The 23109-nt window shown below is 52.3% G+C and carries 29 protein-coding genes and 1 tRNA gene; 16 read left to right on the forward strand and 14 right to left on the reverse strand.

Annotated elements, in window-relative coordinates; genetic code table 11:
- Positions 1-142: 142 nt before the first annotated feature.
- Together ABSH60_RS05880 and ABSH60_RS05885 are read left to right on the forward strand one after the other, a co-directional pair.
- On the forward strand, positions 143-751 hold the full coding sequence (locus ABSH60_RS05880) for a VENN motif pre-toxin domain-containing protein (RefSeq protein WP_390973134.1): 609 nt from the start codon (positions 143-145) through the stop codon (positions 749-751).
- A gap of 140 nt (positions 752-891) precedes the next feature.
- Complete coding sequence (locus ABSH60_RS05885; RefSeq protein ID WP_390973136.1) at positions 892-1278, forward strand: contact-dependent growth inhibition system immunity protein; 387 nt, start codon at positions 892-894, stop codon at positions 1276-1278.
- Positions 1279-1324: 46 nt separating this feature from the next.
- Here ABSH60_RS05885 and ABSH60_RS05890 read toward each other — a convergent pair whose 3' ends face one another.
- Positions 1325-1435 (reverse strand): SymE family type I addiction module toxin, encoded by a 111-nt coding sequence (locus tag ABSH60_RS05890; protein WP_390975697.1) that lies wholly within the window; start codon positions 1433-1435, stop codon positions 1325-1327.
- 475 nt (positions 1436-1910) lie between these two features.
- Here ABSH60_RS05890 and ABSH60_RS05895 point away from each other — a divergent pair, with 475 nt between their 5' ends.
- Positions 1911-2297 (forward strand): hypothetical protein, encoded by a 387-nt coding sequence (locus tag ABSH60_RS05895; protein ID WP_390973138.1) that lies wholly within the window; start codon positions 1911-1913, stop codon positions 2295-2297.
- A 52-nt stretch (positions 2298-2349) separates the two neighbouring features.
- Here the strand turns inward: ABSH60_RS05895 and ABSH60_RS05900 are convergent, their stop codons facing one another.
- Positions 2350-2562 carry a SymE family type I addiction module toxin gene (locus tag ABSH60_RS05900; protein WP_390973140.1) on the reverse strand — a complete coding sequence of 71 codons (213 nt, stop codon included), beginning with the start codon at positions 2560-2562 and terminating at the stop codon, positions 2350-2352.
- Between the two features lie 130 nt (positions 2563-2692).
- Here ABSH60_RS05900 and ABSH60_RS05905 point away from each other — a divergent pair, with 130 nt between their 5' ends.
- The 4 genes from ABSH60_RS05905 to ABSH60_RS05920 all read left to right on the forward strand — a co-directional run bounded on the left by ABSH60_RS05905 (position 2693) and on the right by ABSH60_RS05920 (position 4018).
- Complete coding sequence (locus tag ABSH60_RS05905) at positions 2693-2935, forward strand: hypothetical protein (protein ID WP_390973142.1); 243 nt, start codon at positions 2693-2695, stop codon at positions 2933-2935.
- 186 nt (positions 2936-3121) lie between these two features.
- The gene (locus ABSH60_RS05910) at positions 3122-3310 is read left to right on the forward strand and encodes a toxin C-terminal domain-containing protein (protein WP_390973144.1); all 189 of its coding nucleotides are present in this window, start codon (positions 3122-3124) and stop codon (positions 3308-3310) included.
- 4 nt (positions 3311-3314) lie between these two features.
- The gene (locus tag ABSH60_RS05915) at positions 3315-3752 is read left to right on the forward strand and encodes a hypothetical protein (protein WP_390973146.1); all 438 of its coding nucleotides are present in this window, start codon (positions 3315-3317) and stop codon (positions 3750-3752) included.
- A 14-nt stretch (positions 3753-3766) separates the two neighbouring features.
- On the forward strand, positions 3767-4018 hold the full coding sequence (locus ABSH60_RS05920; protein ID WP_390973148.1) for a hypothetical protein: 252 nt from the start codon (positions 3767-3769) through the stop codon (positions 4016-4018).
- Between the two features lie 65 nt (positions 4019-4083).
- Here the strand turns inward: ABSH60_RS05920 and ABSH60_RS05925 are convergent.
- The 6 genes from ABSH60_RS05925 to xerD form a co-directional block, all read right to left on the reverse strand.
- A tRNA-Gly gene (locus ABSH60_RS05925) sits at positions 4084-4157 on the reverse strand.
- Between the two features lie 150 nt (positions 4158-4307).
- The gene (gene lysS, locus ABSH60_RS05930) at positions 4308-5843 is read right to left on the reverse strand and encodes a lysine--tRNA ligase (protein ID WP_056781950.1); all 1536 of its coding nucleotides are present in this window, start codon (positions 5841-5843) and stop codon (positions 4308-4310) included.
- 9 nt (positions 5844-5852) lie between these two features.
- Positions 5853-6951, reverse strand: a protein-coding gene (gene prfB, locus ABSH60_RS05935) for a peptide chain release factor 2 (RefSeq protein WP_122097049.1) whose coding sequence is annotated in 2 segments (ribosomal slippage) — positions 5853-6875 and positions 6877-6951 — 1098 coding nt in all. Because the reading frame shifts where the segments join, the coding sequence is not laid out codon by codon here.
- 131 nt (positions 6952-7082) lie between these two features.
- On the reverse strand, positions 7083-8816 hold the full coding sequence (recJ, locus tag ABSH60_RS05940; RefSeq protein WP_390973150.1) for a single-stranded-DNA-specific exonuclease RecJ: 1734 nt from the start codon (positions 8814-8816) through the stop codon (positions 7083-7085).
- A gap of 6 nt (positions 8817-8822) precedes the next feature.
- Positions 8823-9542, reverse strand: coding sequence for a bifunctional protein-disulfide isomerase/oxidoreductase DsbC (gene dsbC / locus ABSH60_RS05945; RefSeq protein WP_056781954.1), 720 nt, complete (start codon positions 9540-9542; stop codon positions 8823-8825).
- A 24-nt stretch (positions 9543-9566) separates the two neighbouring features.
- Positions 9567-10526, reverse strand: coding sequence for a site-specific tyrosine recombinase XerD (gene xerD / locus ABSH60_RS05950; RefSeq protein WP_390973152.1), 960 nt, complete (start codon positions 10524-10526; stop codon positions 9567-9569).
- A gap of 201 nt (positions 10527-10727) precedes the next feature.
- On the opposite strand from xerD, the gene fldB reads away from it, so the two are divergent.
- The gene (fldB, locus tag ABSH60_RS05955; protein ID WP_056781956.1) at positions 10728-11246 is read left to right on the forward strand and encodes a flavodoxin FldB; all 519 of its coding nucleotides are present in this window, start codon (positions 10728-10730) and stop codon (positions 11244-11246) included.
- Between the two features lie 31 nt (positions 11247-11277).
- Here fldB and ABSH60_RS05960 read toward each other — a convergent pair whose 3' ends face one another.
- Positions 11278-11730 (reverse strand): protein YgfX, encoded by a 453-nt coding sequence (locus ABSH60_RS05960; protein ID WP_390973154.1) that lies wholly within the window; start codon positions 11728-11730, stop codon positions 11278-11280.
- A complete protein-coding gene (gene sdhE / locus ABSH60_RS05965; RefSeq protein WP_056782048.1) occupies positions 11711-11977 on the reverse strand; it encodes an FAD assembly factor SdhE in 267 nt (88 codons plus the stop codon). Before sdhE ends, ABSH60_RS05960 begins: the two co-directional genes overlap by 20 nt.
- Before the next feature lie 266 nt (positions 11978-12243).
- Here sdhE and ygfZ point away from each other — a divergent pair, with 266 nt between their 5' ends.
- Positions 12244-13236, forward strand: a complete 993-nt coding sequence (ygfZ, locus tag ABSH60_RS05970; RefSeq protein WP_056781961.1) for a tRNA-modifying protein YgfZ — start codon at positions 12244-12246, stop codon at positions 13234-13236.
- A gap of 65 nt (positions 13237-13301) precedes the next feature.
- Here ygfZ and ABSH60_RS05975 read toward each other — a convergent pair whose 3' ends face one another.
- Complete coding sequence (locus ABSH60_RS05975) at positions 13302-13832, reverse strand: class IV adenylate cyclase (protein ID WP_056781963.1); 531 nt, start codon at positions 13830-13832, stop codon at positions 13302-13304.
- Positions 13833-14031: 199 nt separating this feature from the next.
- On the opposite strand from ABSH60_RS05975, the gene ABSH60_RS05980 reads away from it, so the two are divergent.
- Entirely contained in the window at positions 14032-14472 is a 441-nt protein-coding gene (locus ABSH60_RS05980) for a DUF1198 domain-containing protein (protein WP_056781965.1), read from the forward strand.
- 54 nt (positions 14473-14526) lie between these two features.
- Here the strand turns inward: ABSH60_RS05980 and ABSH60_RS05985 are convergent, their stop codons facing one another.
- The gene (locus ABSH60_RS05985) at positions 14527-14862 is read right to left on the reverse strand and encodes a DUF2002 family protein (protein ID WP_056781967.1); all 336 of its coding nucleotides are present in this window, start codon (positions 14860-14862) and stop codon (positions 14527-14529) included.
- A gap of 114 nt (positions 14863-14976) precedes the next feature.
- Positions 14977-16173 carry an MFS transporter gene (locus ABSH60_RS05990; RefSeq protein WP_056781970.1) on the reverse strand — a complete coding sequence of 399 codons (1197 nt, stop codon included), beginning with the start codon at positions 16171-16173 and terminating at the stop codon, positions 14977-14979.
- Positions 16174-16476: 303 nt separating this feature from the next.
- Between ABSH60_RS05990 and ABSH60_RS05995 the strand changes: the two genes are divergently transcribed.
- Positions 16477-16782, forward strand: coding sequence for a YqjD family protein (locus ABSH60_RS05995; RefSeq protein WP_056781972.1), 306 nt, complete (start codon positions 16477-16479; stop codon positions 16780-16782).
- A gap of 132 nt (positions 16783-16914) precedes the next feature.
- On the opposite strand, the gene ABSH60_RS06000 is transcribed toward ABSH60_RS05995, so the two are convergent.
- On the reverse strand, positions 16915-18363 hold the full coding sequence (locus ABSH60_RS06000) for an aminotransferase class I/II-fold pyridoxal phosphate-dependent enzyme (RefSeq protein ID WP_390973157.1): 1449 nt from the start codon (positions 18361-18363) through the stop codon (positions 16915-16917).
- Between the two features lie 122 nt (positions 18364-18485).
- Between ABSH60_RS06000 and ABSH60_RS06005 the strand changes: the two genes are divergently transcribed.
- From ABSH60_RS06005 to nrdF, 5 genes are all read left to right on the forward strand, one after another.
- Positions 18486-18917 (forward strand): carboxymuconolactone decarboxylase family protein, encoded by a 432-nt coding sequence (locus tag ABSH60_RS06005; protein ID WP_056781976.1) that lies wholly within the window; start codon positions 18486-18488, stop codon positions 18915-18917.
- 301 nt (positions 18918-19218) lie between these two features.
- The gene (nrdH, locus tag ABSH60_RS06010) at positions 19219-19458 is read left to right on the forward strand and encodes a glutaredoxin-like protein NrdH (protein ID WP_056781978.1); all 240 of its coding nucleotides are present in this window, start codon (positions 19219-19221) and stop codon (positions 19456-19458) included.
- Between the two features lie 10 nt (positions 19459-19468).
- The gene (gene nrdI, locus ABSH60_RS06015; protein ID WP_056781980.1) at positions 19469-19873 is read left to right on the forward strand and encodes a class Ib ribonucleoside-diphosphate reductase assembly flavoprotein NrdI; all 405 of its coding nucleotides are present in this window, start codon (positions 19469-19471) and stop codon (positions 19871-19873) included.
- Positions 19855-22017: a class 1b ribonucleoside-diphosphate reductase subunit alpha gene (gene nrdE / locus ABSH60_RS06020; RefSeq protein ID WP_390973160.1), complete on the forward strand. Its 2163-nt coding sequence runs from the start codon at positions 19855-19857 to the stop codon at positions 22015-22017. Before nrdI ends, nrdE begins: the two co-directional genes overlap by 19 nt.
- Before the next feature lie 20 nt (positions 22018-22037).
- On the forward strand, positions 22038-23021 hold the full coding sequence (gene nrdF / locus ABSH60_RS06025; RefSeq protein WP_056781984.1) for a class 1b ribonucleoside-diphosphate reductase subunit beta: 984 nt from the start codon (positions 22038-22040) through the stop codon (positions 23019-23021).
- Positions 23022-23109: the final 88 nt, after the last annotated feature.

Here is a 23109-nt window from a genome sequence, read left to right on the forward strand (position 1 = left end):
TCGAGCACGTCAGCCCAGCGTTAGTATTAACTCTCTTCTTTCGTTGTCTGCGATACTCGGGCCCTCGCCCCGGCGACCTGGTTCTTGATAATCATTGCATCCAGCAACTCACGGATCACATCCTGTTCATGCTGCGGCATCTGTGAAATCGTCTCAAACTGGTAACGCAGTTGCTCGCTGGGGCCACGTCAGTGAATTTATCGCGCAGCAGCTTTACCCGAATATTAAGCGTGAAGACTTAACCGAAGAGCAGCGGCAAACTATCAGCGCGTTAGGCACGATGGCCGCCGGACTGGCGGGCGGGTTGACTGGCAACAGTTCGGCGGATGCTGTAGTGGGGCCCCAGGCTGGGAAGAACGCGCTCGAAAACAACAGCCTTTTATTACCAAGGCCAGTTCCAGTACCCGTTCCGGGGCAGCCATTGAGCCCTGGCGATAAAGTGGTTCAGGACGCCAACAATAAGATGGCATCGGAGCTGGATAAAGCTCTGAAAGGGTCAGGAACCGAGGAAGATACACCGCCAATTACTGACGGCCAGTCATTCGTTGACGGGCGTGATGAGGCAGCTAAATCCCGCGATCCGAATGTGGCGAAGGATCTGACTGATGCGGTGAAAGCCGAGGTTGTTGGAACAGGTTCGGGAACAGGTACTCAGCCTCCGCCAGAAAATGATCCTAAACAGCAAAGCGAACAGCCTGCTGAAAATCTTAATCAGAAGCAAGAAAATGGTCGGTATTGGGATCATATGTAGGAAATGCAAAATACTCTGAGGGGATTAGGGAACCACGCAGATACGTTGAAAAACGTAAATAACCCTGAAGCACAAGCAGCATATGGTAGAGCAACCGATGCTATTAATAAAATCGAATCAGCCCTGAAAGGACATGGAATATGATTACTTTCCGTAAACTGATAGGAAACATCAATATAGCCAAAGAGCCGAGTCAACAATCTTCGCTTGAACAATGGTTCGAGCGTGTCATTGATGTACCTATTGAAGATTTAACAGTGGAAGATCTCTGCCGTGCTATACGTCAGGAAGTGTGTATTGATCAGTTAATGCCAAAAGTGTTGGATGTTCTGACGGAGGATCCGCTGGCTGGGGAATATTATGATGGTGAGCTTATAGCTGCTTTATCGACGATAAAAGGTGGTGATCTAAAAGAGCAGAAAAGTAGTTTTATACAAATAAAACAAGTTATAAACCAACTTGACTCTTCTGATGTTAATTATGACTTGAAAAAAGAAATATTAAAAATCAATCAAATAAAAATATAAGAAACCTCGCCTTTATTGGCGGGATTTTACTTTATATGTCAGTCGTTTACTCTTCAGCCGTCAGCCGGATGATCAGTTGCCCCGGCTGCGTGATCACATCAAGCTTCTGCCCGGTGGTAAAACCGAACTGCCCGAGCCAGCGCCCCTTGAGGGTGATCTGCGGATACGGGTCGGGTTGCCCGTATTAGGGCGGTAACCCACAATACTCTGCTGTGCTTAATGCTCTTTAACATTGCTAGATAATAGCTCGGCGGGATGCAGGCGTATGAGGCTTCCGAGCTTGGTGAAACGGGTTCAGGAACGCCGAGCGGTTGGGGACCTGAGGATGAAGAGAAGGCTCGGAATAGTGAAAAATAACAACTGTTGACGATCTAAAGTCTTCATCGTCAAAAGGACAGGAAACAACAGGGAGATCAAAACTCTTTGAAAGAACGGGCGGCAGTGATACGGCTAATAAAGAATTTGATTCATTAACCCCTATATAAATCAAAGATATTCCGGGCGGGCGAGTCGGGAAACTACCTGATGGTCGGACAGTTATTGTAAGAGAACGTAGCACTGATGGTAGACCAACATTAGAAATCCAATCGGGTAAGAATAGAATTAAATTTAGATATGATGAGTGATGATATATGACTGAAAAATTAGTGAATATTGTCTGCAATGAACATTGCTTGCAGCACAACCAATTAGCCGATTTTAGATATTTATCTGGAACCCTTGAGCTGGTTTTAGCCTCAAGTCATGCAAATAAAACTAACAAAATTCGCGTTGTATTTGACTGGGTACATTCTTTTCGGGTCATTGATGAAGGTGATTTGTTAAAAATGCAAGATGAGCTGAACGGCAAGATGATGACAGGGATCTATACAGTAGAAGGATCTCACTATTTATCATGGTTTAACGAGCAAAGCGCCAATATCCATGATGAGGGCTCTATCGTTCATTACCTCATAGTTACAGGCGACGACGTTATTGATGTTCTGTCTTCAGTTAGTCCAACAATATCATCTTGTTGATAGATAAGGATCCCGCCTCTGTTGGCGGGATTTTACTTTATACGTCAGCTGATTACGCTTCAGTCACCAGCCGGATGATCAGTTGCCCCGGTTGCGTGATCACCTCAAGCTTCTGCCCCGTAGTAAAACCGAGCTGCCCGAGCCAGCGTCCCTTGAGGGTGATCTGCGGATACGGGTCGGGTTGCCCGTGGTTAGGGCGGTAACCCACAATACTCTGGCGTGCTTGGGGTGTGGCGGGTTCTGACGTAGAATCGTGTTCAGTCATAATCAACTCCTGTTATGTTCGTAATACGAAAACCGGTCAGGTAGATGACTTTAAATTTAAATAGGTAGAGAAAATGTTGGTTTTGTGCAATTCAGCATCAGCAAAAAATCTCCCCGTTAACGCAAGAGTTATGGGCGAAACTGACGAGACACAATTTAATCCTTTGGAAATAGGTGTGAAGTACAAGGTTTATGGTGTCATGTTTTATCCGACCCGAACTGACTTACTACTCTGTCCCGAAGGTAGCAATCCCATGTGGGTGCCTTCAAATCTTTTTGAAGTATTGGATAATGAATTGCCAGGTAATTGGGGGTGCGTCATTGCAGAAAAAACAGACGGATACTTTGATTTATATGAAAGCTTTGGGGGTTAATGCAATATGTGGTTACCTCCAATTAGTTCGGTCATATCAACATTACATTGGTATTCTTGAAAGAGAACCTGAAGAATTGCAAAAGTTTTATGAATATAAGCTAAGTTGTTGAATAAATCCCGGCCCAATTCCCGGGCTTTTACTTTATAGCCTCAGAGGCTCAGGAAGCGGCTAAGAACTTAGGTTTTGGACAACGAATCCCACCGCAAAAAAGCGCTATTTGACTCACACGGTCAGTCGGTATATTACAACGGAAAAAATTATATTAGCCCCGATGTTGACAGCCATAATGTGACGAATGGTTGGAAGATGTTCAATAGTAAAGGTAAGCGTATTGGCACTTACGACAGTGATCTGAACTGGATTAAGGATTGATTATATGTTTGGTATATTCCCCGAAGATACACCCGTGATAATGGAAAATGAGCCGGTTTTTCCTGCTGAAATTATCATTGATGATTTTAATGAAAAACTAAATATCCCAATAAGTTACTGGGGTTTAAGTGATTATAAACAAAGTTGGCTCAAGTCACTTGAGAGCGGCCTTGCTAATAAAGATCATGCCGTGCTAGCTGTTTCAATGTATGAGCCAGGGCAAAGTAATTTTATTTTTGTATGGGTGATATATTTTGAAGAGAAAAATGCTTACTTACAAAACAGAATTCTTTTTTTGGATGAACATCCGAATTTCATGCCGGATAAGATAAATGAATTTATAGAGCCTCGGACTACCCATAATGAAGATGGTATGAAAATTTCGGAGTGGAATACGGATCTAGATAGTGTTCGGTATTTTTACAATAGCCTAAAAAAATAACAAGAATTCCGGCCATGATGAATATTGCGCGGACGCAAGGCGACCTGAATGGGCTGAGTGAAGTTAAAAAGGCGCATCCTGACATGACCGCCGACCAACTGCGCCAGACTGATGCTTACAAAGCAGAGATGGCGAAATACGGCACCGGCAGTAGCTTGCAACAGGGACTACAGGCCGCTACGGGGAGCAGATCAAAACTATACGCGATCATATACACATCAGATACTGGCTTTCAAGGGATGTGCTCGGACGCAAGAGGACAATAAAATGGATAATACATTTGATTTTATTGGTTTTTTGGGATGATTACGGAAGGTCTGGGAAATGATTCTGGAGCGGGTGAAGGGAATCGAACCCTCGTATGCAGCTTGGGAAGCTGCCGTTCTACCATTGAACTACACCCGCATCGGTGTGCGAGGGGCATTATAACCGGTTACAGCGGCGGAGCAAGGCGTGATTGCGGATAAGCGCTGGAGTTTTAAGCAGTTAGCGTGTGGCGTGATCTGCAACATAAAAAAGGGCGCCGGAGCGCCCTTTTGTTGTTTCTGAGGAAACTTATTTCTGTGTCTGCGGACGCATTGCCGGGAACAGGATAACGTCGCGGATGGTGTGGCTGTTGGTGAACAGCATAACCATACGGTCGATACCAATACCCAAACCGGCAGTCGGTGGCAGGCCGTGTTCCAGCGCTGTCACGTAGTCTTCGTCGAAGAACATCGCTTCGTCGTCGCCTGCGTCTTTCGCAGAAACCTGGTCAGCAAAGCGCTGTGCCTGGTCTTCAGCATCGTTCAGCTCGGAGAAACCGTTACCGATTTCACGGCCACCGATGAAGAATTCGAAACGGTCAGTGATTTCAGGGTTGTCGTCATTACGGCGCGCCAGCGGAGAAACTTCTGCCGGGTACTCGGTAATGAAGGTTGGCTGAATCAGCTGCGCTTCTGCGGTTTCTTCGAAGATCTCAGTCACGATACGGCCCAGACCCCAGCTCTTCTCGATTTTGATACCGATAGATTCTGCGATAGCGGTCGCTTTAGCCAGATCGTCGAGATCGGCAACGTTGGTTTCCGGACGGTATTTGCAGATCGCTTCACGCATGGTCAGCTTGGCGAACGGCTTGCCGAAATCGAAAGTCTGCTCACCGTACTGCACAACGCTGCTGCCCAGAACCGATTCGGTCAGCGTGCGGAACAGGGATTCGGTCAGAACGATCAGATCTTTGTAATCCGCGTACGCCATGTAGAGTTCCATCATGGTGAACTCTGGGTTGTGACGCGGAGAAACGCCTTCGTTACGGAAGTTACGGTTGATTTCGAATACGCGATCGAAGCCACCCACCACCAGACGTTTCAGATACAGTTCCGGCGCGATACGCAGGTACATGTCGATATCGAGGGCATTGTGGTGCGTGATGAACGGACGTGCCGCTGCACCGCCAGGGATCACCTGCATCATCGGGGTTTCGACTTCCATGAAGCCGTTTTCCACCATGAAGCTGCGGATACCCGACATGATCTGAGAACGGATCTTGAAGGTTTTACGGGAATCATCGTTGGCGATCAGGTCGAGATAACGCTGACGGTAACGCGCTTCCTGATCCTGCAAGCCGTGGAATTTGTCGGGCAGCGGGCGCAGTGCTTTGGTCAGCAGACGCAGTTCAGAACAGTGGATCGACAGTTCGCCGGTCTTGGTTTTGAACAGTTTACCGGTCGCACCCAGGATATCGCCCAGATCCCATTTCTTGAACTGCTCGTTGTAGATGCCTTCTGCCAGATCGTCACGCGCAACGTAAAGCTGAATACGGCCACCCACATCTTGCAGGGTCACGAAAGATGCCTTGCCCATGATGCGACGGGTCATCATACGGCCACCGACGGTAACGCTGATGTCTAAGGCTTCCAGCTCTTCGTTGGTCTTTTCGCCGTATTTCGCGTGCAGTTCATCGGAAATGCTGTCACGACGGAAATCGTTAGGGAACGCATTGCCGGATTCGCGCAGCAAAGCCAGCTTCTCACGACGCGCCTTAAGCTCGTTGTTAAGATCGGGTACGTTTTCTGTTGGCTGCTGTTGAGCAGGCGATTGTTGTTCAGACATGTTGGTTCCTTATAACCCGGCTTTCAAACTGGCTTCGATGAATTTATCCAGGTCGCCATCCAACACGGCCTGCGTATTTCGTGTTTCGACGCCTGTACGCAAATCTTTGATACGAGCATCATCCAGCACGTAAGAACGAATCTGGCTGCCCCAGCCGATGTCAGACTTGTTGTCTTCCAACTGCTGTTTATCCGCATTTTTCTTCTGCATCTCATACTCATAAAGCTTCGCTTTCATCTGCTTCATGGCCTGATCTTTGTTTTTATGCTGGGAGCGGTCGTTCTGACACTGGGTCACAATGTTGGTCGGAAGGTGGGTAATACGTACCGCAGATTCCGTTTTGTTGACGTGCTGACCACCCGCACCTGACGCGCGGTATACGTCGATACGCAGGTCGGCCGGGTTGATTTCGATAGCGATGTCATCGTCCACTTCCGGATAAACAAACGCGGAACTGAAAGAGGTATGACGACGGCCGCCGGAGTCAAACGGGCTTTTACGTACCAGGCGATGCACGCCAGTTTCGGTACGCAACCAGCCAAACGCATAGTCACCGATGATCTTGATGGTGGCGGATTTCAGGCCTGCGACTTCGCCGTCAGACTCTTCAATCACTTCCGTTTTGAAACCTTTGGCTTCGGCCCAGCGTAAATACATACGCAGCAGCATGCTCGCCCAGTCCTGCGCTTCCGTACCACCGGAACCGGCCTGAATGTCGAGGTAGCAACTTGCGCTGTCGTATTCACCGGAGAACATGCGGCGGAATTCCAGCTGCTCCAGTTTGGCGGTCAGTACATCGAGTTCGGCAACCGTTTCGTTGAAAGTGTCTTCATCGTCGGCTTCAACAGCCAGTTCGAGCAGGCCGGTCACGTCTTCCGCGCCCTGCAACAACTCATCGATGGTTTCCACGATAGCTTCCAGAGCGGAACGTTCTTTACCCAGCGCCTGTGCGCGTTCAGGTTCGTTCCAGACGTCCGGCTGTTCCAGCTCGGCGTTTACTTCTTCGAGGCGTTCTTTCTTGGCATCATAGTCAAAGATACCCCCGAAGAACGACTGTCCGTTCGGACAGGTCCTGAATGCGGTTTTTAACCGGATTAATTTCAAACATAATTTTTTCGCGTCTTACGTTAGATTCGGAGTTGGCCCAATGCCATTCGAACCGCCGATTCTAACGGAATTAGCGGTCTTTTTATAGCAACGAGCCGTTTTTTTGCAGGGTTTATTCCGTACGCAAAAGGCTTATTTCGGCCACAAATGTTGAATGATCAACTGAACGCTGCGATTTCCACGGAATTCGTTGATATCCAGCCGGTATGCCAGTTGCACTTCACGGATGCTGCTGTCGGGCCAGAAGGTCGGATCGATGTTAAACGCAATGCCGTCAAGCAGCGGGCCGCCGCCGAGGGGTTCAATCATCAGTTTCAGATGACGCTCTTTCAGAAGCTTTTGTTGCAGGATTCGGAAAGTGCCGTCGAACGTCGGTTCAGGGAATGACTGCCCCCAGGGGCCGCCGTCACGCAGCATTTCAGCGGTATCCAGCGTCAGTTCCTGCGCGGCCAGTTCGCCATCGGACCACACCACGCCTTCCAGATGCGAAGGATCCAGCCATTCGCCGACAAGTTCGGCGAATTTGTCGCGAAACTCGTCGAATTTGCTCTCTTCCAGCGATAAGCCTGCGGCCATCGCGTGCCCGCCGAATTTCATCATCAGGCCCGGATTGAGCGTATCAAGCCGTTCCAGCGCATCGCGCATATGCAAACCGGCAATCGAACGGCCTGAGCCTTTCAGAATACCTTCACCTGCCGGCGCAAACGCAATCACCGGGCGGTTAAAACGTTCTTTCAGGCGAGATGCCAGAATACCGACCACGCCCTGATGCCATTCAGGGTGGTACATCGCCAGCCCGTACGGCAGCGCCTCGGTGCCCTGCTCCAGTTTGTCGCACAGCGCCAGCGCTTCCACCTGCATGCCCTGCTCTATTTCACGACGGGTCTGGTTAAGCGCATCTAAATCACTCGCCAGCGCGCGTGCCTGGCCGATATCTTCGGTGAGCAGCAACGCCACACCCACTGACATATCGTCAAGACGCCCGGCGGCGTTAAGCCGTGGCCCCAGAGCAAAACCTAGATCACTCGCCCCCAGCGTGCGTGCTTCACGACCGGCCACTTCCAGCAACGCGCGGATGCCGGGGCGACATTTGCCCGCACGGATGCGGTTCAACCCCTGATACACCATGATGCGGTTATTGGCATCGAGCGGCACCACGTCTGCCACGGTACCGAGCGCCACCAGATCCAGATGTTCCGCCAGATTGGGCGGCGTCAGGCCGGTTTTCTCGAACCAGCCGCTGTCGCGTAACGCACTGCGCAGCGCCAGCATCAGATAAAACGCCACACCGACACCCGCCAGCGATTTGGAAGGAAAAGCACATCCGTGCAGATTCGGGTTAATGATCGCTTCGGCATCCGGCAAGGTATCGCCCGGCAGGTGGTGATCGGTGACCAGCACCTGAATGCCCTTCTCGTGGGCAAGCATAACGCCTGCATGAGAAGAGATGCCGTTATCCACGGTCAGAATCAGCTCAGCGCCGCGCGCCGCCGCCTGCTCCACCACTTCCGGGCTGAGGCCGTAACCGTCTTCGAAACGGTTTGGCACCAGAAAATCGAGATTGCCACAGCCCATACTGCGCAGGGAAAGCAGCGCCAGCGCGGTGCTGGTGGCACCATCGGCGTCGAAATCGCCGACGATGATAATGCGCAGCCGCTCCGTCAGAGCTTTTTGCAACAGTCTGACCGCGTCATCAATGCCATCAAGTTGCTGATAAGGCAGCATGCCACGCACGCTGCGCTCCAGTTCCTGGCTGTCTTTCACGCCACGCGAGAGGTATAACCGGCGTAATAACGGGGAGAGTTCAGCGGGAAGTTCCACGCCGGTCGCGGCCTCACGGCGGCGAAGTTGAGTCTTAAGGGTCACGAAAAATCAGCCACCGGTTTTATGTGAAAGAGCACGCTTGTCGAGCGCGGCGGCCAGTTCTTTTGGCGGCTGATAACCCGGGATCAGGGAACCATCTTCCAGCACGATCGCCGGCGTGCCGGTCACGCCAAACTGCACGCCCAGCTCATAATGTTTCGCGATATCACTGGTTTTACAGGTTGCCGGAGTAATGTCATCACCGCGCATTGCCGCATCAAAGGTGGTATTACGGTCACCGGTGCACCAGATCGACTGCATGTCTTTCTCGGTTTTAGAATCCAGCCCCTGACGCGGGAACGCCAGATAACGCACGGTAATACCAAGATCGTTATAGCCTTGCATCTGCTGATGCAATTTGTGGCAGTAACCGCAGGTGATGTCGGTAAACACTGTGATTACGTGTTTTTCGTTTTTAGCTTTGTAGATGATCATTTCGTTTTTCAACGCATCCAGCTTTTTCACCAGCGTTTTGTTGGTCACGTTGACAGGCTGAGCCCCGCTGACGTCATACATCGGCCCCTGCAATACGTGTTTTCCGTCATCAGTGATGTAAATTACGCCGCCGCTGGTGGAAACCGCGCTCAGGCCGGTGACCGGAGTGGGCTGAATATCCGCCTGACTCATGCCCAGTTTATTCAGCGTTGCTTTGATTGCTGCATCATCAGCCTGCACCGCGGAGCTCATACACGCGGCAATAAAAGTGAGCAGCATTAAACCTTTTTTCATCATTTCGTCCTTTTTCCCGGCCAGTCAGGCGCGGGGATGATGTTGTTGATGTAGCTGTTTGAGTCGTTCAGTCGCTACATGCGTATAAATTTGAGTGGTCGATAAGTCACTGTGACCTAACAACATTTGCACCACGCGCAGATCCGCGCCATGGTTCAGTAAATGAGTGGCAAAAGCGTGGCGTAACACGTGGGGGGATAACCGCTCTGCATCAATACCCGCAAGGATCGCATAGTGTTTGATGCGATGCCAGAATGTCTGCCGGGTCATTTTCTGCGCGCGGTTACTCGGAAACACGATATCGAGCGATTGCCCGTTCAGCAGCCAGGGCCTTCCGTGCTCGAAATAATTCTCCAGCCAGTAGACCGCTTCTTCTCCCATCGGCACCAGACGCTCTTTGTTCCCTTTACCGATCACCCTCACCACGCCCTGACGCAAACTGATGTCGCTGAGCGTCAGCCCGACCAGCTCGGAAACACGCAAACCGGTGGCATACAACAACTCGAGCATGGCTTTGTCACGCAGCTCAAGCGGTACATCGACGCTTGGCGACGCGAGCAGTGTACTCACCTGCGCTTCGCTGAGATCTTTTGGCAGACGCTGTGGCAATTTGGGTGAGGAGAGCAACGCGGTAGGATCATCCTGACGAACGGATTCGCGGTTCATGTATTGAAACAGTCGTCGCATCGCGCTGAGCAGCCGCGCTGAACTGGTGGCTTTGTAGCCGCCCTCGACCCGTTCAGCGAGGAACAATTGCAAATCTTCGGCGCTGACGTGCAGCAGATCCGTGTTGTGGTGATGCAGCCAGCCGGTCAGGGATTTCAGATCCTGACGGTAAGATGCCAGCGTATTTTCTGCGAGATTGCGCTCAATCCACAGCGTATCAAGAAACTGTTCCATCAGGTTCTGATCGGCCTGATTCACCGCCTGATCAGACGGCTCAGGGTTATCCCCCTGACGGGTCACATTATCCTGGTTTGGCATCCTGATTCCTTTTGTGCAAGTACAGGCCGCGCAATGGGCGTGTGATGACATTATGCCTTTCATTAAGAGGAAACGCCGCCCAAATCTGCCCGTCCCTTCATCACGGTGGTTGCCTGCGAATGGGCAGCCATGATGCAAAAATAGTGCTTTTGGGTATACACTGCTAACCATTCGAATTCTTTTGACGTTATGGCAACAAGTATGAAGATTGGTCTTTTCTACGGCTCCAGCACCTGTTACACCGAAATGGCCGCGGAGAAAATTCGCGATATTTTGGGCGAAGATCTGGTTGATTTGCACAACCTCAAAGATGTCGATCCGGAAAAAATGGAAGACTACAGCGTCCTGATCCTCGGCATCCCGACATGGGATTTCGGTGAGATCCAGGAAGACTGGGAAGCCGTCTGGAATCAACTGCCGACGCTTAAACTGCGAGGCAAAATCGTAGCGATGTATGGCATGGGCGACCAGCTCGGTTACAGTGAATGGTTCCTCGATGCACTCGGCATGTTGTACCACCAGCTGGTGCCAATGGGCGTGAAGTTCATCGGTTTCTGGCCGACGGAAGGTTTTGAGTTCACCAGCCCGAAACCGCTGAGTGCGGACGGTAAACATTTTGTCGGGCTGGCGCTCGATGATGTGAATCAGTTCGATCTCACCGACGAACGCCTGCAACAGTGGTGCGAGCAAATCCTGCTGGAAATGGATGCCCTGCTGTAACCCTTCCGGCACTTCGCGTCTGACGCCGCCCTCAGCCCTGCTCTTTCGGGTTCGGTGGGCGGCAGTTAAGTAATATCTGGCGTAAACGCCGCCACTCTTCCACGCTCATACTGTCCGATGCCAGCCATAAACGGTGTCGTGAACTGCGCATCGCCTGCGCCAGACCCCCTTTACGTTTTTCACGCCGCAAAGACAGCAACGCGCCGTGGCTTATCATCCACACCGGATGTTTGAGCTGCCATTCCTGGCCTCGCCAAATCAGGCGTCGCTCATCGAGCAGAATCACCTCGCCGGTGCGTGCAGTGATGCGCCGCTGACTGCGGATACATTCAAAAAGCATCAGCAAAAGCAACGTTATCCATGCGGGCCAGTAGCCTGGCGGCCAGGGTGCCAGCAAAATCAGCAACATCACTGCGCCGTAAATGCCCAGTGAAATCAACTGACTGCGCCAGGACACCCTTAAATCACATCGCCACAGGGCCACGGTCTTTATTTCGGGTCTGAATGAGAGCCACCATGCGTTGTAATTCAGCGTCCTGAGGTGCGCCGTGATTCATCAGCCAGTTAAATAAATCGGGATCATCGTTGGTCAGGAGACGGGCAAACAGGGCTTTATCTGTCTCATCCAGACCGTCATATTCGTACTCAAAGAACGGCATGATAGAGATATCCAGCTCGCGCATTCCGCGACGGCAGGCCCAGTGGATCTGTGATCGATTATTGATATCCAGTTGGTTTTTGCTTTCCATAACGAGACTCTTTTGTAGGGACGAAAAGGGAATTTTTTCGATTCTAACAGCCGCTTGGCATGTGAAGTAACTTTTCAGTGCCTTGTTTTGTCAATCTACGTGATGTGCCGTAAAACCTGATGCAAACCTGTCGCATGTTTTACATTCTCCGGAAGGCATCCCGTAAAAGGCACCAATAACTGTTTTAAAAGGTGATGGCCTCTTTTACCATGAGGCATCAGTCACATTTCATAGACCGGGATAAGAAAATGACTCACGAATTTCCGTTTCCACCGCAAAAACCTTCTGCGTCCTCCCACCTGCCGCTGACCCTCATTTCGCTGGAAGACTGGGCAATGGTCACCATGAGCGGTGCGGATACGATGAAATATCTGCAAGGTCAGGTCACTGCCGACGTCGATGCGCTGGCCGCCGATGACCATGTGCTGTGCGCGCATTGCGATGCTAAAGGCAAAATGTGGAGTAACCTGCGGCTGTTCAAACGCGGCGACGGTATGGCTTATCTCGAACGCCGTAACCTGCGCGATACTCAATTAGCTGAAATCAAAAAGTATGCGGTCTTTTCTAAGATCACCTTTACCGCCGATGACGATGTGGTGCTGCTGGGCGTGGCAGGTTTTCAGGCCAGCGCAGCGCTGACCGGATTGTTCTCAACGCTGCCGACCGCTGAACAGCCGGTGGTGCAACAGGATGAAACGACACTGCTGCATTTCTCGTTGCCCGCCGAACGTTATCTGATTATCACCAGCCCGGAAAAAGCCCGGCAGGTGGCAGAGGAACTGGGAGAACAGGCGCAGCGTAATGACAGCCAGCAGTGGCTGGCACTGGATATCGAAGCGGGATTCCCGGTGATTGACAGCGCCAACGCGGTGCAGTTTATTCCGCAGGCGACTAACATTCAGGCGCTGGACGGCATCAGCTTTACCAAAGGCTGCTACGCCGGTCAGGAAATGGTGGCGCGCGCGAAATACCGCGGTGCCAACAAACGTGCGCTGTTCTGGTTGTCAGGCAAGGCCAGCAAAGTGCCCGCTCCTGCAGACGATCTTGAAATGCAACTCGGCGAAAACTGGCGTCGTACCGGCACGGTGTTGGCAGCCGTACAACTTAACGACGGCACCGTCTGGGTTCAGGCCGTGCTGAATAACGATCTGGAAGCCGATGCAAAACTGCGTGTCCGTGAAGATGTGACCAGCCACCTGGCCATTCAGCCGCTGCCGTATTCGCTGGAAGAAAAGAAATAAGGTCATCACTTCTTAACCGCCTTCATCGTCGACATGAAGGCGGTTAAACAGCATGCGGTGCCGGGTCATCCGGTGTGATGCTGCCCTTTATGTTTGAGCAGATCAACATACGCCTGATCCACCAGTTCCTGACGATCAATCCCCAGCCGTTCCAGTAAGTCTTCCGCTATCGCAATGCCCTGCTCCGGCGTTTCTTCATCTGCCAGCACCACTTCGAACTCGAGATAATCACCCAGACCTTTTACCCGGTCGAGATGCAGACGGGTTTGCCCGGTCATAAACAGCGTACGTTGCTTGATCACGCGGCCAGCCGCGCCATAGGCCAGCGTCAGGGTTTCACGCAGGCCGTGAGGATCCTGAGTTTCTGTGAGCGTGTAAAAACTGGTTTTCGGGCCCGCCTGATCCGGGCGCTGATAAAAAATCAGTTCACCGCGATCCGGTGCCAGTGTGCGTAATTTGAGACGTCCGTGCGGGCAGATAAAAAAGGTGTCGTCCTGATCGATAATGTCCGGCAGCCCGTCACTTATCAGCGCCAGCTTTTCATACAACGCTGAAAAATCATCTACCTTTGCTTTGATTTCAATGTTTCTGGCCATCGTTGACTCCTTAAAAGGTCATGCTTTTTGGGCTGATTTCATCAATATCTCATGCCCCTACAATGACATTCTGCCCGGCAGGCGCAAATTCTTTGTCACACCTTCACGTATTTCTTTCCATTAGCAGATAAACTCGCAGCATCGGGTGTTGCATGCACCTTTACATCACGCCAGAAAAGGCCGGAGGCCAGAGTCCAGAATGATATGGATTATGCTTGCTGCAATTGTTGTGGTTTTTATTGTGGGTTATTGGTTCATGACGGCAGACACCCGTAAAGCGAATGATTCACTCGCCAGTCTGTTGAAAATTAAACCGGTTTATATCGATTCTATGCTGCTGGAAATGGGCAAACGACAGAGTCAGATGTTTATCCGCTCCATAAGCGGTGGCTATGCGGAAGAGATCCGCAAGGCCGCCTACGTCGTGTTCATCTATCACACGTTTATCAAAGATGCGTCGGCTGAAAATATTGTCCGCTGGCGAAATATTCTGGTGCGTGCGCACCTGCCCCCGCAGCTGAGCAGTGAACACGCCGAGCTGGCGCTGTTTTACTTCGCCGAACTGGATATCGAACCCTTCGAGCTGGCGCAATTTCGTCGCGACTATAACGAAACCTATAATCAAATCCATCTGGTTTAGATGCAAAAAAGCCGCTGAGTCAGCGGCTTTTTCTCATCAGATTGAACTGACTGCTTATCTGAACACGTTATCCAGATAACTCGCCAAAATCTGGCGTGAACTGAAACCGTGGCAAATGCCGTAGTAGGTTTCGTTGTCGCTGGACACATCCAGCGGGAAATTCTTGTAGGCATCGCTGCTGCGAAAAGATGCCGTTGGCTCGGCAAAACGCTCGCTGCGTTCTTTCATCGCCGGGTGTATTACCAGGGCAGTCCGGCCAAACCGCGCTTCCCGGTTCACATACACATAGAACTCGCCACGGCGATAACCGTATGCTTTATCATCAATATAATCGCGCTCAAATCCTGATGTTTCTAAAACGCGTGCCACTTCATCTGGCCGTAAATACATGGTTGCTCCTCGCTTCTTTAACCGCAAGGCGACCTTACCGCAATAACTCTGCCAGACAATGCCTTTATCCCCAATTTTGGCGCATTTAGGATTTATCTAAACACATCAAAAAAGCTAACGGGACGATGTTTGCCGTGATGTTTGCAGCCAGAGTTTCAGGGTCAGCAGCCAGGCGATCACCACCATGAAAGCCGCCGCCAGATAAATAGAAGGGGTACCCAGATGCGCAATCATCAGTCCGGCTACCGGCCCGGTGATCCCAAGCCCGAGATCAAGAAATGCGGAATACAGCCCGAGCGCCGTTCCCTGATTCTGCGGGGGAACTTGTTTCACAGCTTCCACGCCCAGAGCAGGGAAAATCAGCGAGAAGCCGGAGCCGGTAAGAAATGCCCCCAGCTGTACCGTGACAGGATCGGTTCCCAGCCAAATCATCAGCAAGCCTGCGATTTCTACAACAAACGACACCAGCGACACGCGCAAACCGCCGAACCGGTTGATCATATTGCCGAACACCAGCCGCGCACCCACGAAACCGAGGCTGAATAAAGTGAGTGTAAACGCCGCCCCGCTCCAGCCCTTATCGGCATAATAGAGCGTGATAAAGGTGGCGATCACCCCGAAACCGATGGTGCCAAAGCCCAGACCCAGACCGTACAACCCGATCCGTCCGATCACCGATCTGAACGCGATCCGTTTACCGGCGGTGACTGAAATCGCCGCTTTGCGACAGGCGACCAGCGCGGCAATCACAACGGCAACAACAATCAGCACCGCCACGCCAGGCAGCCCAAAGCCGTGATTGAGCATCACGCCCAGCGGTGCGCCGACAGCCATTGCGCCGTAGGTGGCAACGCCGTTCCAGGAAATCACCCGCGCGGTGTGCATCGGGCCGACCGCGCCGATCCCCCACAGGGTGGTGCCGGTGCTGCCGAAGCTTTCCCCGACGCCGAGGAAAATACGGGCGACGCAGAGCAGCAGCAGGCTGGCCAGCGGAACGTGCGCAAACATAAATGCCAGCATGTAGAAAACGCCGCTGAGCCCGCAGCAAATGAGGCCAAAAATGACCACCCGTTTTGGGCCGAGCTGATCGGCATAACGTCCGGCATGCGGGCGGCTTATCAGGGTGGAGAAATACTGAACGCTGATAATCAGCCCGGCCAGAACCGAGTTATAACCGAGCGTGTTGTGTACGAACCCCGGCAATACGGCCAGCGGCAGGCCAATCGTCAGATAGACCACAAAGGTGAATAACATAAACGACAAAATGCGTTTATTGAGCTGAAGATTGGCGCGAAGCGTACTTAAAGACATGAGCAAAACCGGATGTGAATACTGAGACTGGGATCAACAGTATAAACAGGTTTTCGCGGCTAAACGGGGGTAAAAATGTTATTGGCTGTAACGTCATCGTCACTTGCAGAAAAATCTGATCCGCGTCACGCAAGTCCGCGCCACGCCTGACTTTTCCGACCAGCCTCATGGCCTGTTCACCCCTGCAAATACAGGCATTTGTTCTCGTGGAACCCGCTGATGCAGGATTTTGGTCTATGCTTTAAGTATCAGTTTTAAACACAGTAAAAAACTGAAAAAAATCGTTCAACAAGGAGAGGCCGAATGTTTAAGAAAACAGATAAAGTAGAAAAAAGCATTGATCAGGATGTGACCTTACTGGCTGACACGCTGGATGAAGTTCTTCAGTCTGCCGGGAACAAATCCAAGGATGAGTTGGATAAGCTACGCAGCAAAGCCCAGGGCGTTTTACGTGATACACGTGCACGCTTTAACGGCGATAAAATCAGCAAGCATGCCCGTGATGCTGCCGCTCAGGCCAATGATTATGTGAAAGATAATCCGTGGTATGGCGTCGGTGCCGGTGCAGCAGTCGGTATTGTGATCGGTGTCCTGTTAGGACGTCGCTAGTCACTGAAAGGGCAATTTAAGGTGTCTCACTCCTGTGTCGGGATGGTTGAAACACAGACACCAGCGCGGCTTCCCTCATTGCTGCGCGATTGCTAAAAAGACGACGGAGCCTCCGGGCTCCGTTTTCTATTTTCAGGCACCAGCAAAAGCCACGGCCAGCCGCGTAACCCACTGCTTTGCCTGCTCCGCTGAACAGATGTTTGGAAACCCCATCAGTAACCCGTTTGGCCGAAGGGCATCGCCCCGTTCGCGGCGTAACACCTGCCAGTCGGACAACGCCTGTATTGCCAGCCCCTGCTCCCGTGCAGCGCGCGCGATCGCCGCATCATCCAGATGCGGGCTGAGTGTGGCGCAAAGCTGGATCCCCCCGGCCTGCTGATTCACCCGCAGGATGTCCGGCGAAAACGTCGCCGTCAGGGCCTGTTCCAGGAAGCCGCGCCGCTCTGCATACAGCTGACGCATCCGTTTCAGGTGCCGGTAAAAATGTCCCTGTTCGATAAATTCCGCAATGCTGTTTTGTATCAGCGGCGGCGTGCCGCAAATGCGCAACGGGCAATACGCCTCGATCTTTTCCACCAGACTTTCAGGCACCACCAGATAACCGCAGCGCAGCGCCGGGAACATCACTTTGCTGAACGTCCCCGCATAAATCACACGCCCCTGCGTATCCAGGCTTTTCAGCGACGGCAGCGGCTGGCCGTGATAACGGAACTCGCTGTCGTAGTCATCTTCGATAATCCACGCCTGCTGTTTCGCCGCCCAGTCGAGCAGCGCCATGCGCCGCGCTAAACTCATGGTCACGCCGGTCGGGCTTTGATGCGCGGGTGTCACCACGGCGAAACGCGCATGGGGGTGCTGCGCCACCGCCTGCGGCACATTCATGCCTTCCTCATCGACATTCACCGCCATCGGCACCGCCCCGGCTGCGCGGAAAAATGCCTGCGTCACCGGATACCCCGGATCCTCCAGCCATACGCCATCGCCCGGCTTTAACAGGCTGCCGATGACCAGATCCAGCAGCGGTGCATATCCGGCGCAAATAAAAATCTGTTCCGGACGGCAGGTGAAACCCCGGGAAAGCTGCAAATAACGGGCGACGGAATGGCGTAAACCGTCGGTACCGGCCAGCGGCGGATGGCCTAAATCGTTCATGCTGGTGTGACGGATTTGCCTTGAAACAATGCGCGACCAGATTGCACGGGGAAACGCATCCAGCGCCGGAAGGCCGAGCTGAAAAGGCAGCGAAGACACGGATGGCAGCATCGGGTTAATGGGTTTGGGCACGGCGTTTTTTCTCACCGGCGAGGGCGCGGGGGCGGATAAGCTCTGCGGCGCGCTGACCACCGTTCCGGCCTGTCCGCGGCTTTGCAGAAATCCTTCTGCCGTCAGCAGGCCATAGGCATTTTCAACGGTGGCGCGCGCCACGCCGAGTTCACTGGCCAGCGCCCGCACCGACGGCACGCGGCTGTCGCGTTTAAGTTGCCCTGTCATGATCGCCTGTTTTACCCGCTGATAAATTTGCCGGTAAAGCGGTTCTTTGTGTCGGGGATCGAGCTGAAAGGCAAGGCTGAAACGGCTCATTCATGACCTGCTTAAATAGACATTTTATGGCCCTGTAGTGTAGACCATGTACAGCGTAAAGTGGCGTTCATTGAGACGCGCCGTGCGTCACTGTTTACACCAAAATCCCAGAGGAAATCATCATGACCGCACTTCGCCTGCCTTACTATTCCCTGTCTTCTTCCGTGATGGAACCCATGAAAGCGGCGCTCGGTGCGCTGGAAAATGGTCCGCTGGATAACGTGATCATCGAGCTGGCATTTCTGCGGGTTTCGCAAATTAACGGCTGCGCCTACTGCCTGGATATGCATGCCAAAGCATTGCGCAAAATGGATGTCGCGCAGACCAAACTGGATCAGCTGGCGGGCTGGCAGGTCAGCCATGCGTATTCAGAGCGTGAACGTGCGGCGCTGGCGTGGGCGGAATCCCTGACGCTCGTGGCAGCAACCGGCGCACCGGATGAGGCATTTGCGCCACTGAAAGCACAGTTCAGCGACGTGGAAATCTCAGAACTGACATTTGCTGTTGGTCTGATGAATGCGTTTAACCGCCTCGCCGTCGGCATGCGCCAGTAACTTTTTGAAAGTGTACTGTTTATTTTTTGAACATATTCTAGCGCCGCGTTGCGCAACAAATCGGGTCAAAAAAAGTTTTCTCTCTCCAGCCCGCTGCCTGCGGGCTTTGTCATTTATGCAATAAGCATTTTTGAAATATCTACATATTGTGTGGTTGAATATTTTAATCACCACATCTAGTATTCTATCCATCGGGACGCCATGAAGGCACCGACTCTCGCGTCTTTCCCCCGGCTGAAGCAGCCGCACAGCGGGAAGGCAAAAATTGTCTCTGATTTCTTACCAAATGGAAATACGAATCATGAGCATTATTATTTACAGTAAACCAGACTGTGTCCAGTGCAATGCGACTTACCGTGCATTAGATAAACATGGCATTGCCTATGAAGTGATCGATTTAACTCAGGACGATCAGGCGCTCGGCCAGGTTCGCGCCATGGGTTATCAGCAGGTTCCGGTGATTGTCGCCGGTGACGATCACTGGTCCGGTTTCCGTCCGGACAAAATCAGCGCCCTGCGCCAGCTTCAGAACGCGTTCTGAGGGCCGGCGGATGAATCCGTTGGTCTATTTTTCCAGCAGTTCAGAAAACACCCATCGCTTCGTCGGCAGAACAGGATTGCCGGCGATCCGCATCCCGATAGATCGCCAGCCTGAAAAATTGCGTGTCGACTTACCGTACATTTTAGTGGTGCCGAGCTACGGCGGCGGATCGGCCAAAGGCGCGGTACCGACACAAGTGATCCGTTTTCTGAACGATGAACACAACCGTTCACTCATCCGCGGCGTTATCGCCGCCGGGAATACCAATTTCGGCGCAGCGTATTGCATTGCCGGTGACATCATCGCCCAGAAGTGTCAGGTGCCTTACCTGTATCGCTTTGAATTACTGGGTACGCCGGAAGACGTTGCAAAGGTTACACAGGGAGTTACTGAATTTTGGCAACGACAGAAATGAATCTCACCGAGGCGGACACCTCCAGCCCGGACTATCACGCGCTCAACGCCATGCTCAATCTGTTCGATGCCGAAGGTCGCATCCAGTTCGATAAAGACCGGCTGGCGGCGCGTCAGTATTTTCTGCAACACGTGAATCAAAACACCGTGTTTTTCCATAATCTGGCAGAGAAGTTGCGCTATCTGGTGGAAGAAGGTTATTACGAAGCCGCGGTGCTGGATCAGTACGCATTTGACGATATTAAAGCGTTGTTCAAACAGGCTTACGCCAAAAAATTCCGCTTCCAGACCTTTCTGGGCGCATTCAAGTATTACACCAGCTACACGCTGAAAACGTTCGACGGCAAGCGTTACCTCGAGCGTTATGAAGATCGCGTGTGCATGGTGGCGCTGACGCTGGCGCGCGGCGACATTCAGCTCGCCGGTCATTTTGTCGATGAGATCATTTCCGGCCGCTTCCAGCCCGCAACGCCGACGTTCCTCAACTGCGGCAAAAAACAGCGCGGCGAGCTGGTGTCCTGTTTCCTGTTGCGTATCGAAGACAACATGGAATCTATCGGGCGTTCGGTAAACTCGGCGTTGCAATTGTCCAAACGCGGCGGCGGTGTGGCGTTTATGCTGACCAACATCCGCGAAGTGGGCGCGCCGATTAAGCGCATCGAAAACCAGTCTTCCGGCGTCATTCCGATCATGAAAATGCTGGAAGATGCGTTCTCTTACGCTAACCAGCTGGGGGCACGTCAGGGCGCGGGCGCGGTCTATCTGAACGCCCATCACCCGGACATTTTGCGTTTCCTCGATACCAAACGTGAAAACGCCGACGAAAAAATCCGCATTAAAACGCTCTCGCTGGGCGTGGTCATTCCGGACATCACTTTCGAACTGGCGAAGAACAACGAAGATATGTACCTGTTCTCGCCGTATCACGTCGAAAAAGTGTATGGCGTGCCGATGTCTGAAATCAGCATCAGCGAGAAATACCGCGAGATGGTGAATGACAAGCGCATTCACAAAAGCAAAATCAACGCGCGTGAATTCTTCCAGGTGCTGGCGGAAATTCAGTTTGAATCTGGCTATCCGTACATGATGTTTGAAGACACGGTCAACCGTGCCAATCCGATCAAAGGTCGCATCAACATGAGCAACCTGTGTTCGGAGATTTTGCAGGTGAATTCACCGACCATCTACGGCGAAGACCTCTCCTATCAGGAAATCGGTAAAGATATCTCCTGTAATCTCGGCTCGTTGAATATCGCCTCGGCGATGGATTCACCGGATTTCGGCAACACGGTGGAAATGGCCGTGCGTGCGCTGACCGCCGTGTCGGACATGAGCAACATCCGCTCGGTGCCGTCTATCGATCAGGGAAATCAGGATTCACACGCCATCGGCCTGGGTCAGATGAATTTGCACGGTTATCTGTGCCGTGAGCGTATTTATTACGGCTCGGAAGAAGGTCTGGATTTCACCAATATCTATTTCTGCGCCGTGGCTTTCCATGCGATCCGCGCGTCGAACCAGATCGCCATTGAGCGCCAGCAGTCGTTTAAAGGTTTCAACGATTCCACCTACGCCAGCGGCACCTATTTCGACAAATATGTCGATGACGCGCAGGCCAAAAAATGGCAGCCGAAAACGGACCGCGTGCGCGAACTGTTTGCCAACGCCGGAATTGCCCTTCCGACCACCGCAGACTGGGCGGCGCTGAAAGCTTCCGTGATGCAGCATGGGCTGTATAACCAGAATTTACAGGCGGTGCCGCCGACCGGCTCTATTTCTTACATCAATAATTCGACGTCGAGTATTCACCCGATTGTGTCCCGCGTGGAAATCCGCAAAGAGGGCAAGATTGGCCGTGTCTATTATCCGGCGGCGTTTATGACCAACGACAATCTGGATTACTACCAGGATGCCTACGACATCGGGCCGGAAAAAATTATCGATACCTATGCCGAAGCCACGCAGCACGTCGATCAGGGGCTGTCGCTGACGCTGTTCTTCCGCGATACCGCCACCACGCGCGACATCAACAAAGCGCAGATTTACGCCTGGCGCAAAGGCATCAAAACCATTTATTACATTCGGCTGCGTCAGATGGCGCTGGCAGGCACTGAAGTTCAGGGCTGCGTTTCCTGTACGCTGTAACCGATTGAAAGGACGATAAAATGAGTGCAGTAAAACAATTGTTAGTACCGCAGCCAGTCAGCAAAGCCATCAACTGGAACAAAATCCAGGACGATAAAGATCTGGAAGTGTGGAACCGTCTGACCTCCAACTTCTGGCTGCCGGAAAAGCTGCCGCTGTCGAACGATATTCCGTCCTGGGCGACGCTGAGCGCGCAGGAAAAGCAGCTGACCATCCGCGTGTTTACCGGCCTGACGCTGCTGGATACCGTGCAAAACGTGGTCGGCGCGCCGACGCTGATGAAAGATGCGGTGACGCCACACGAAGAGGCGGTTTACTCGAATATCTGCTTTATGGAAGCGGTGCATGCGCGTTCTTACAGCTCGATTTTCTCGACGCTGTGCGCCACCGTGGACGTGGATGAGGCCTACCGCTGGAGCGAAGAAAACGTCGCGCTGCAAAATAAAGCGGCGATCATTTTGTCGTATTACGACGGCGAAGATCCGCTGATGAAGAAAGTCGCCAGCGTGTTCCTCGAATCCTTCCTGTTTTATTCCGGTTTCTATCTGCCGATGTACTGGTCGAGCCGCGCCAAACTGACCAACACTGCCGATCTGATCCGTCTGATCATCCGCGATGAAGCCGTTCACGGTTACTACATCGGCTATAAATTCCAGAAAGCGCTGGCGCTGGAAAGCGAAGAGCGTCAGCGTCAGATCAAAGAGCAGGCGTTTGATCTGATTCAGGATCTGTACGACAACGAGATCCGCTACACCGAAGAACTGTACGACGGCGTCGGCTGGAGCGAGGATGTGAAGAAATTTCTGCATTACAACGCCAATAAAGCGCTGATGAACCTCGGCTACGAAGCCCTGTTCCCGGCCAGCATGGCGGATGTGAATCCGGCGATCCTTTCCGCATTGTCGCCTAACGCCGACGAAAACCACGATTTCTTCTCCGGATCCGGCTCTTCCTATGTGATCGGCAAAGCCGTTAACACCGAAGATGAGGACTGGGATTTCTGATGTCTTCGCCCTCCCCTTCATTGCGGAGGGCTGACATAAACCCCGCTTTCTGCTGTTGCCGTTATTTTTCTGAGCGTTAGTATAGAAA

Origin of the sequence: Rahnella sp. R3(2024) (assembly GCF_042920125.1) — a bacterium.
In the GTDB taxonomy this organism is placed as follows: domain Bacteria; phylum Pseudomonadota; class Gammaproteobacteria; order Enterobacterales; family Enterobacteriaceae; genus Rahnella; species Rahnella rivi.

Coding starts and splice junctions, on each gene's coding strand:
- ABSH60_RS05900 (WP_390973140.1), bottom strand. CDS start 2,562: ATGACTGAACACGATTCTACGTCAGAACCCGCCACACCCCAAGCACGC.
- ABSH60_RS05895 (WP_390973138.1), top strand. CDS start 1,911: ATGACTGAAAAATTAGTGAATATTGTCTGCAATGAACATTGCTTGCAG.
- nrdH (WP_056781978.1), top strand. CDS start 19,219: ATGAGCATTATTATTTACAGTAAACCAGACTGTGTCCAGTGCAATGCG.
- ABSH60_RS06000 (WP_390973157.1), bottom strand. CDS start 18,363: ATGAGCCGTTTCAGCCTTGCCTTTCAGCTCGATCCCCGACACAAAGAA.
- ABSH60_RS05975 (WP_056781963.1), bottom strand. CDS start 13,832: ATGGCCAGAAACATTGAAATCAAAGCAAAGGTAGATGATTTTTCAGCG.
- nrdI (WP_056781980.1), top strand. CDS start 19,469: ATGAATCCGTTGGTCTATTTTTCCAGCAGTTCAGAAAACACCCATCGC.
- nrdF (WP_056781984.1), top strand. CDS start 22,038: ATGAGTGCAGTAAAACAATTGTTAGTACCGCAGCCAGTCAGCAAAGCC.
- ABSH60_RS05885 (WP_390973136.1), top strand. CDS start 892: ATGATTACTTTCCGTAAACTGATAGGAAACATCAATATAGCCAAAGAG.
- ABSH60_RS05985 (WP_056781967.1), bottom strand. CDS start 14,862: ATGTATTTACGGCCAGATGAAGTGGCACGCGTTTTAGAAACATCAGGA.
- ABSH60_RS05905 (WP_390973142.1), top strand. CDS start 2,693: ATGGGCGAAACTGACGAGACACAATTTAATCCTTTGGAAATAGGTGTG.
- xerD (WP_390973152.1), bottom strand. CDS start 10,526: ATGCCAAACCAGGATAATGTGACCCGTCAGGGGGATAACCCTGAGCCG.
- ABSH60_RS05980 (WP_056781965.1), top strand. CDS start 14,032: ATGATATGGATTATGCTTGCTGCAATTGTTGTGGTTTTTATTGTGGGT.
- dsbC (WP_056781954.1), bottom strand. CDS start 9,542: ATGAAAAAAGGTTTAATGCTGCTCACTTTTATTGCCGCGTGTATGAGC.
- ABSH60_RS05915 (WP_390973146.1), top strand. CDS start 3,315: ATGTTTGGTATATTCCCCGAAGATACACCCGTGATAATGGAAAATGAG.
- ABSH60_RS05920 (WP_390973148.1), top strand. CDS start 3,767: ATGATGAATATTGCGCGGACGCAAGGCGACCTGAATGGGCTGAGTGAA.
- ygfZ (WP_056781961.1), top strand. CDS start 12,244: ATGACTCACGAATTTCCGTTTCCACCGCAAAAACCTTCTGCGTCCTCC.
- lysS (WP_056781950.1), bottom strand. CDS start 5,843: ATGTCTGAACAACAATCGCCTGCTCAACAGCAGCCAACAGAAAACGTA.
- fldB (WP_056781956.1), top strand. CDS start 10,728: ATGAAGATTGGTCTTTTCTACGGCTCCAGCACCTGTTACACCGAAATG.
- ABSH60_RS05990 (WP_056781970.1), bottom strand. CDS start 16,173: ATGTCTTTAAGTACGCTTCGCGCCAATCTTCAGCTCAATAAACGCATT.
- ABSH60_RS05995 (WP_056781972.1), top strand. CDS start 16,477: ATGTTTAAGAAAACAGATAAAGTAGAAAAAAGCATTGATCAGGATGTG.
- ABSH60_RS06005 (WP_056781976.1), top strand. CDS start 18,486: ATGACCGCACTTCGCCTGCCTTACTATTCCCTGTCTTCTTCCGTGATG.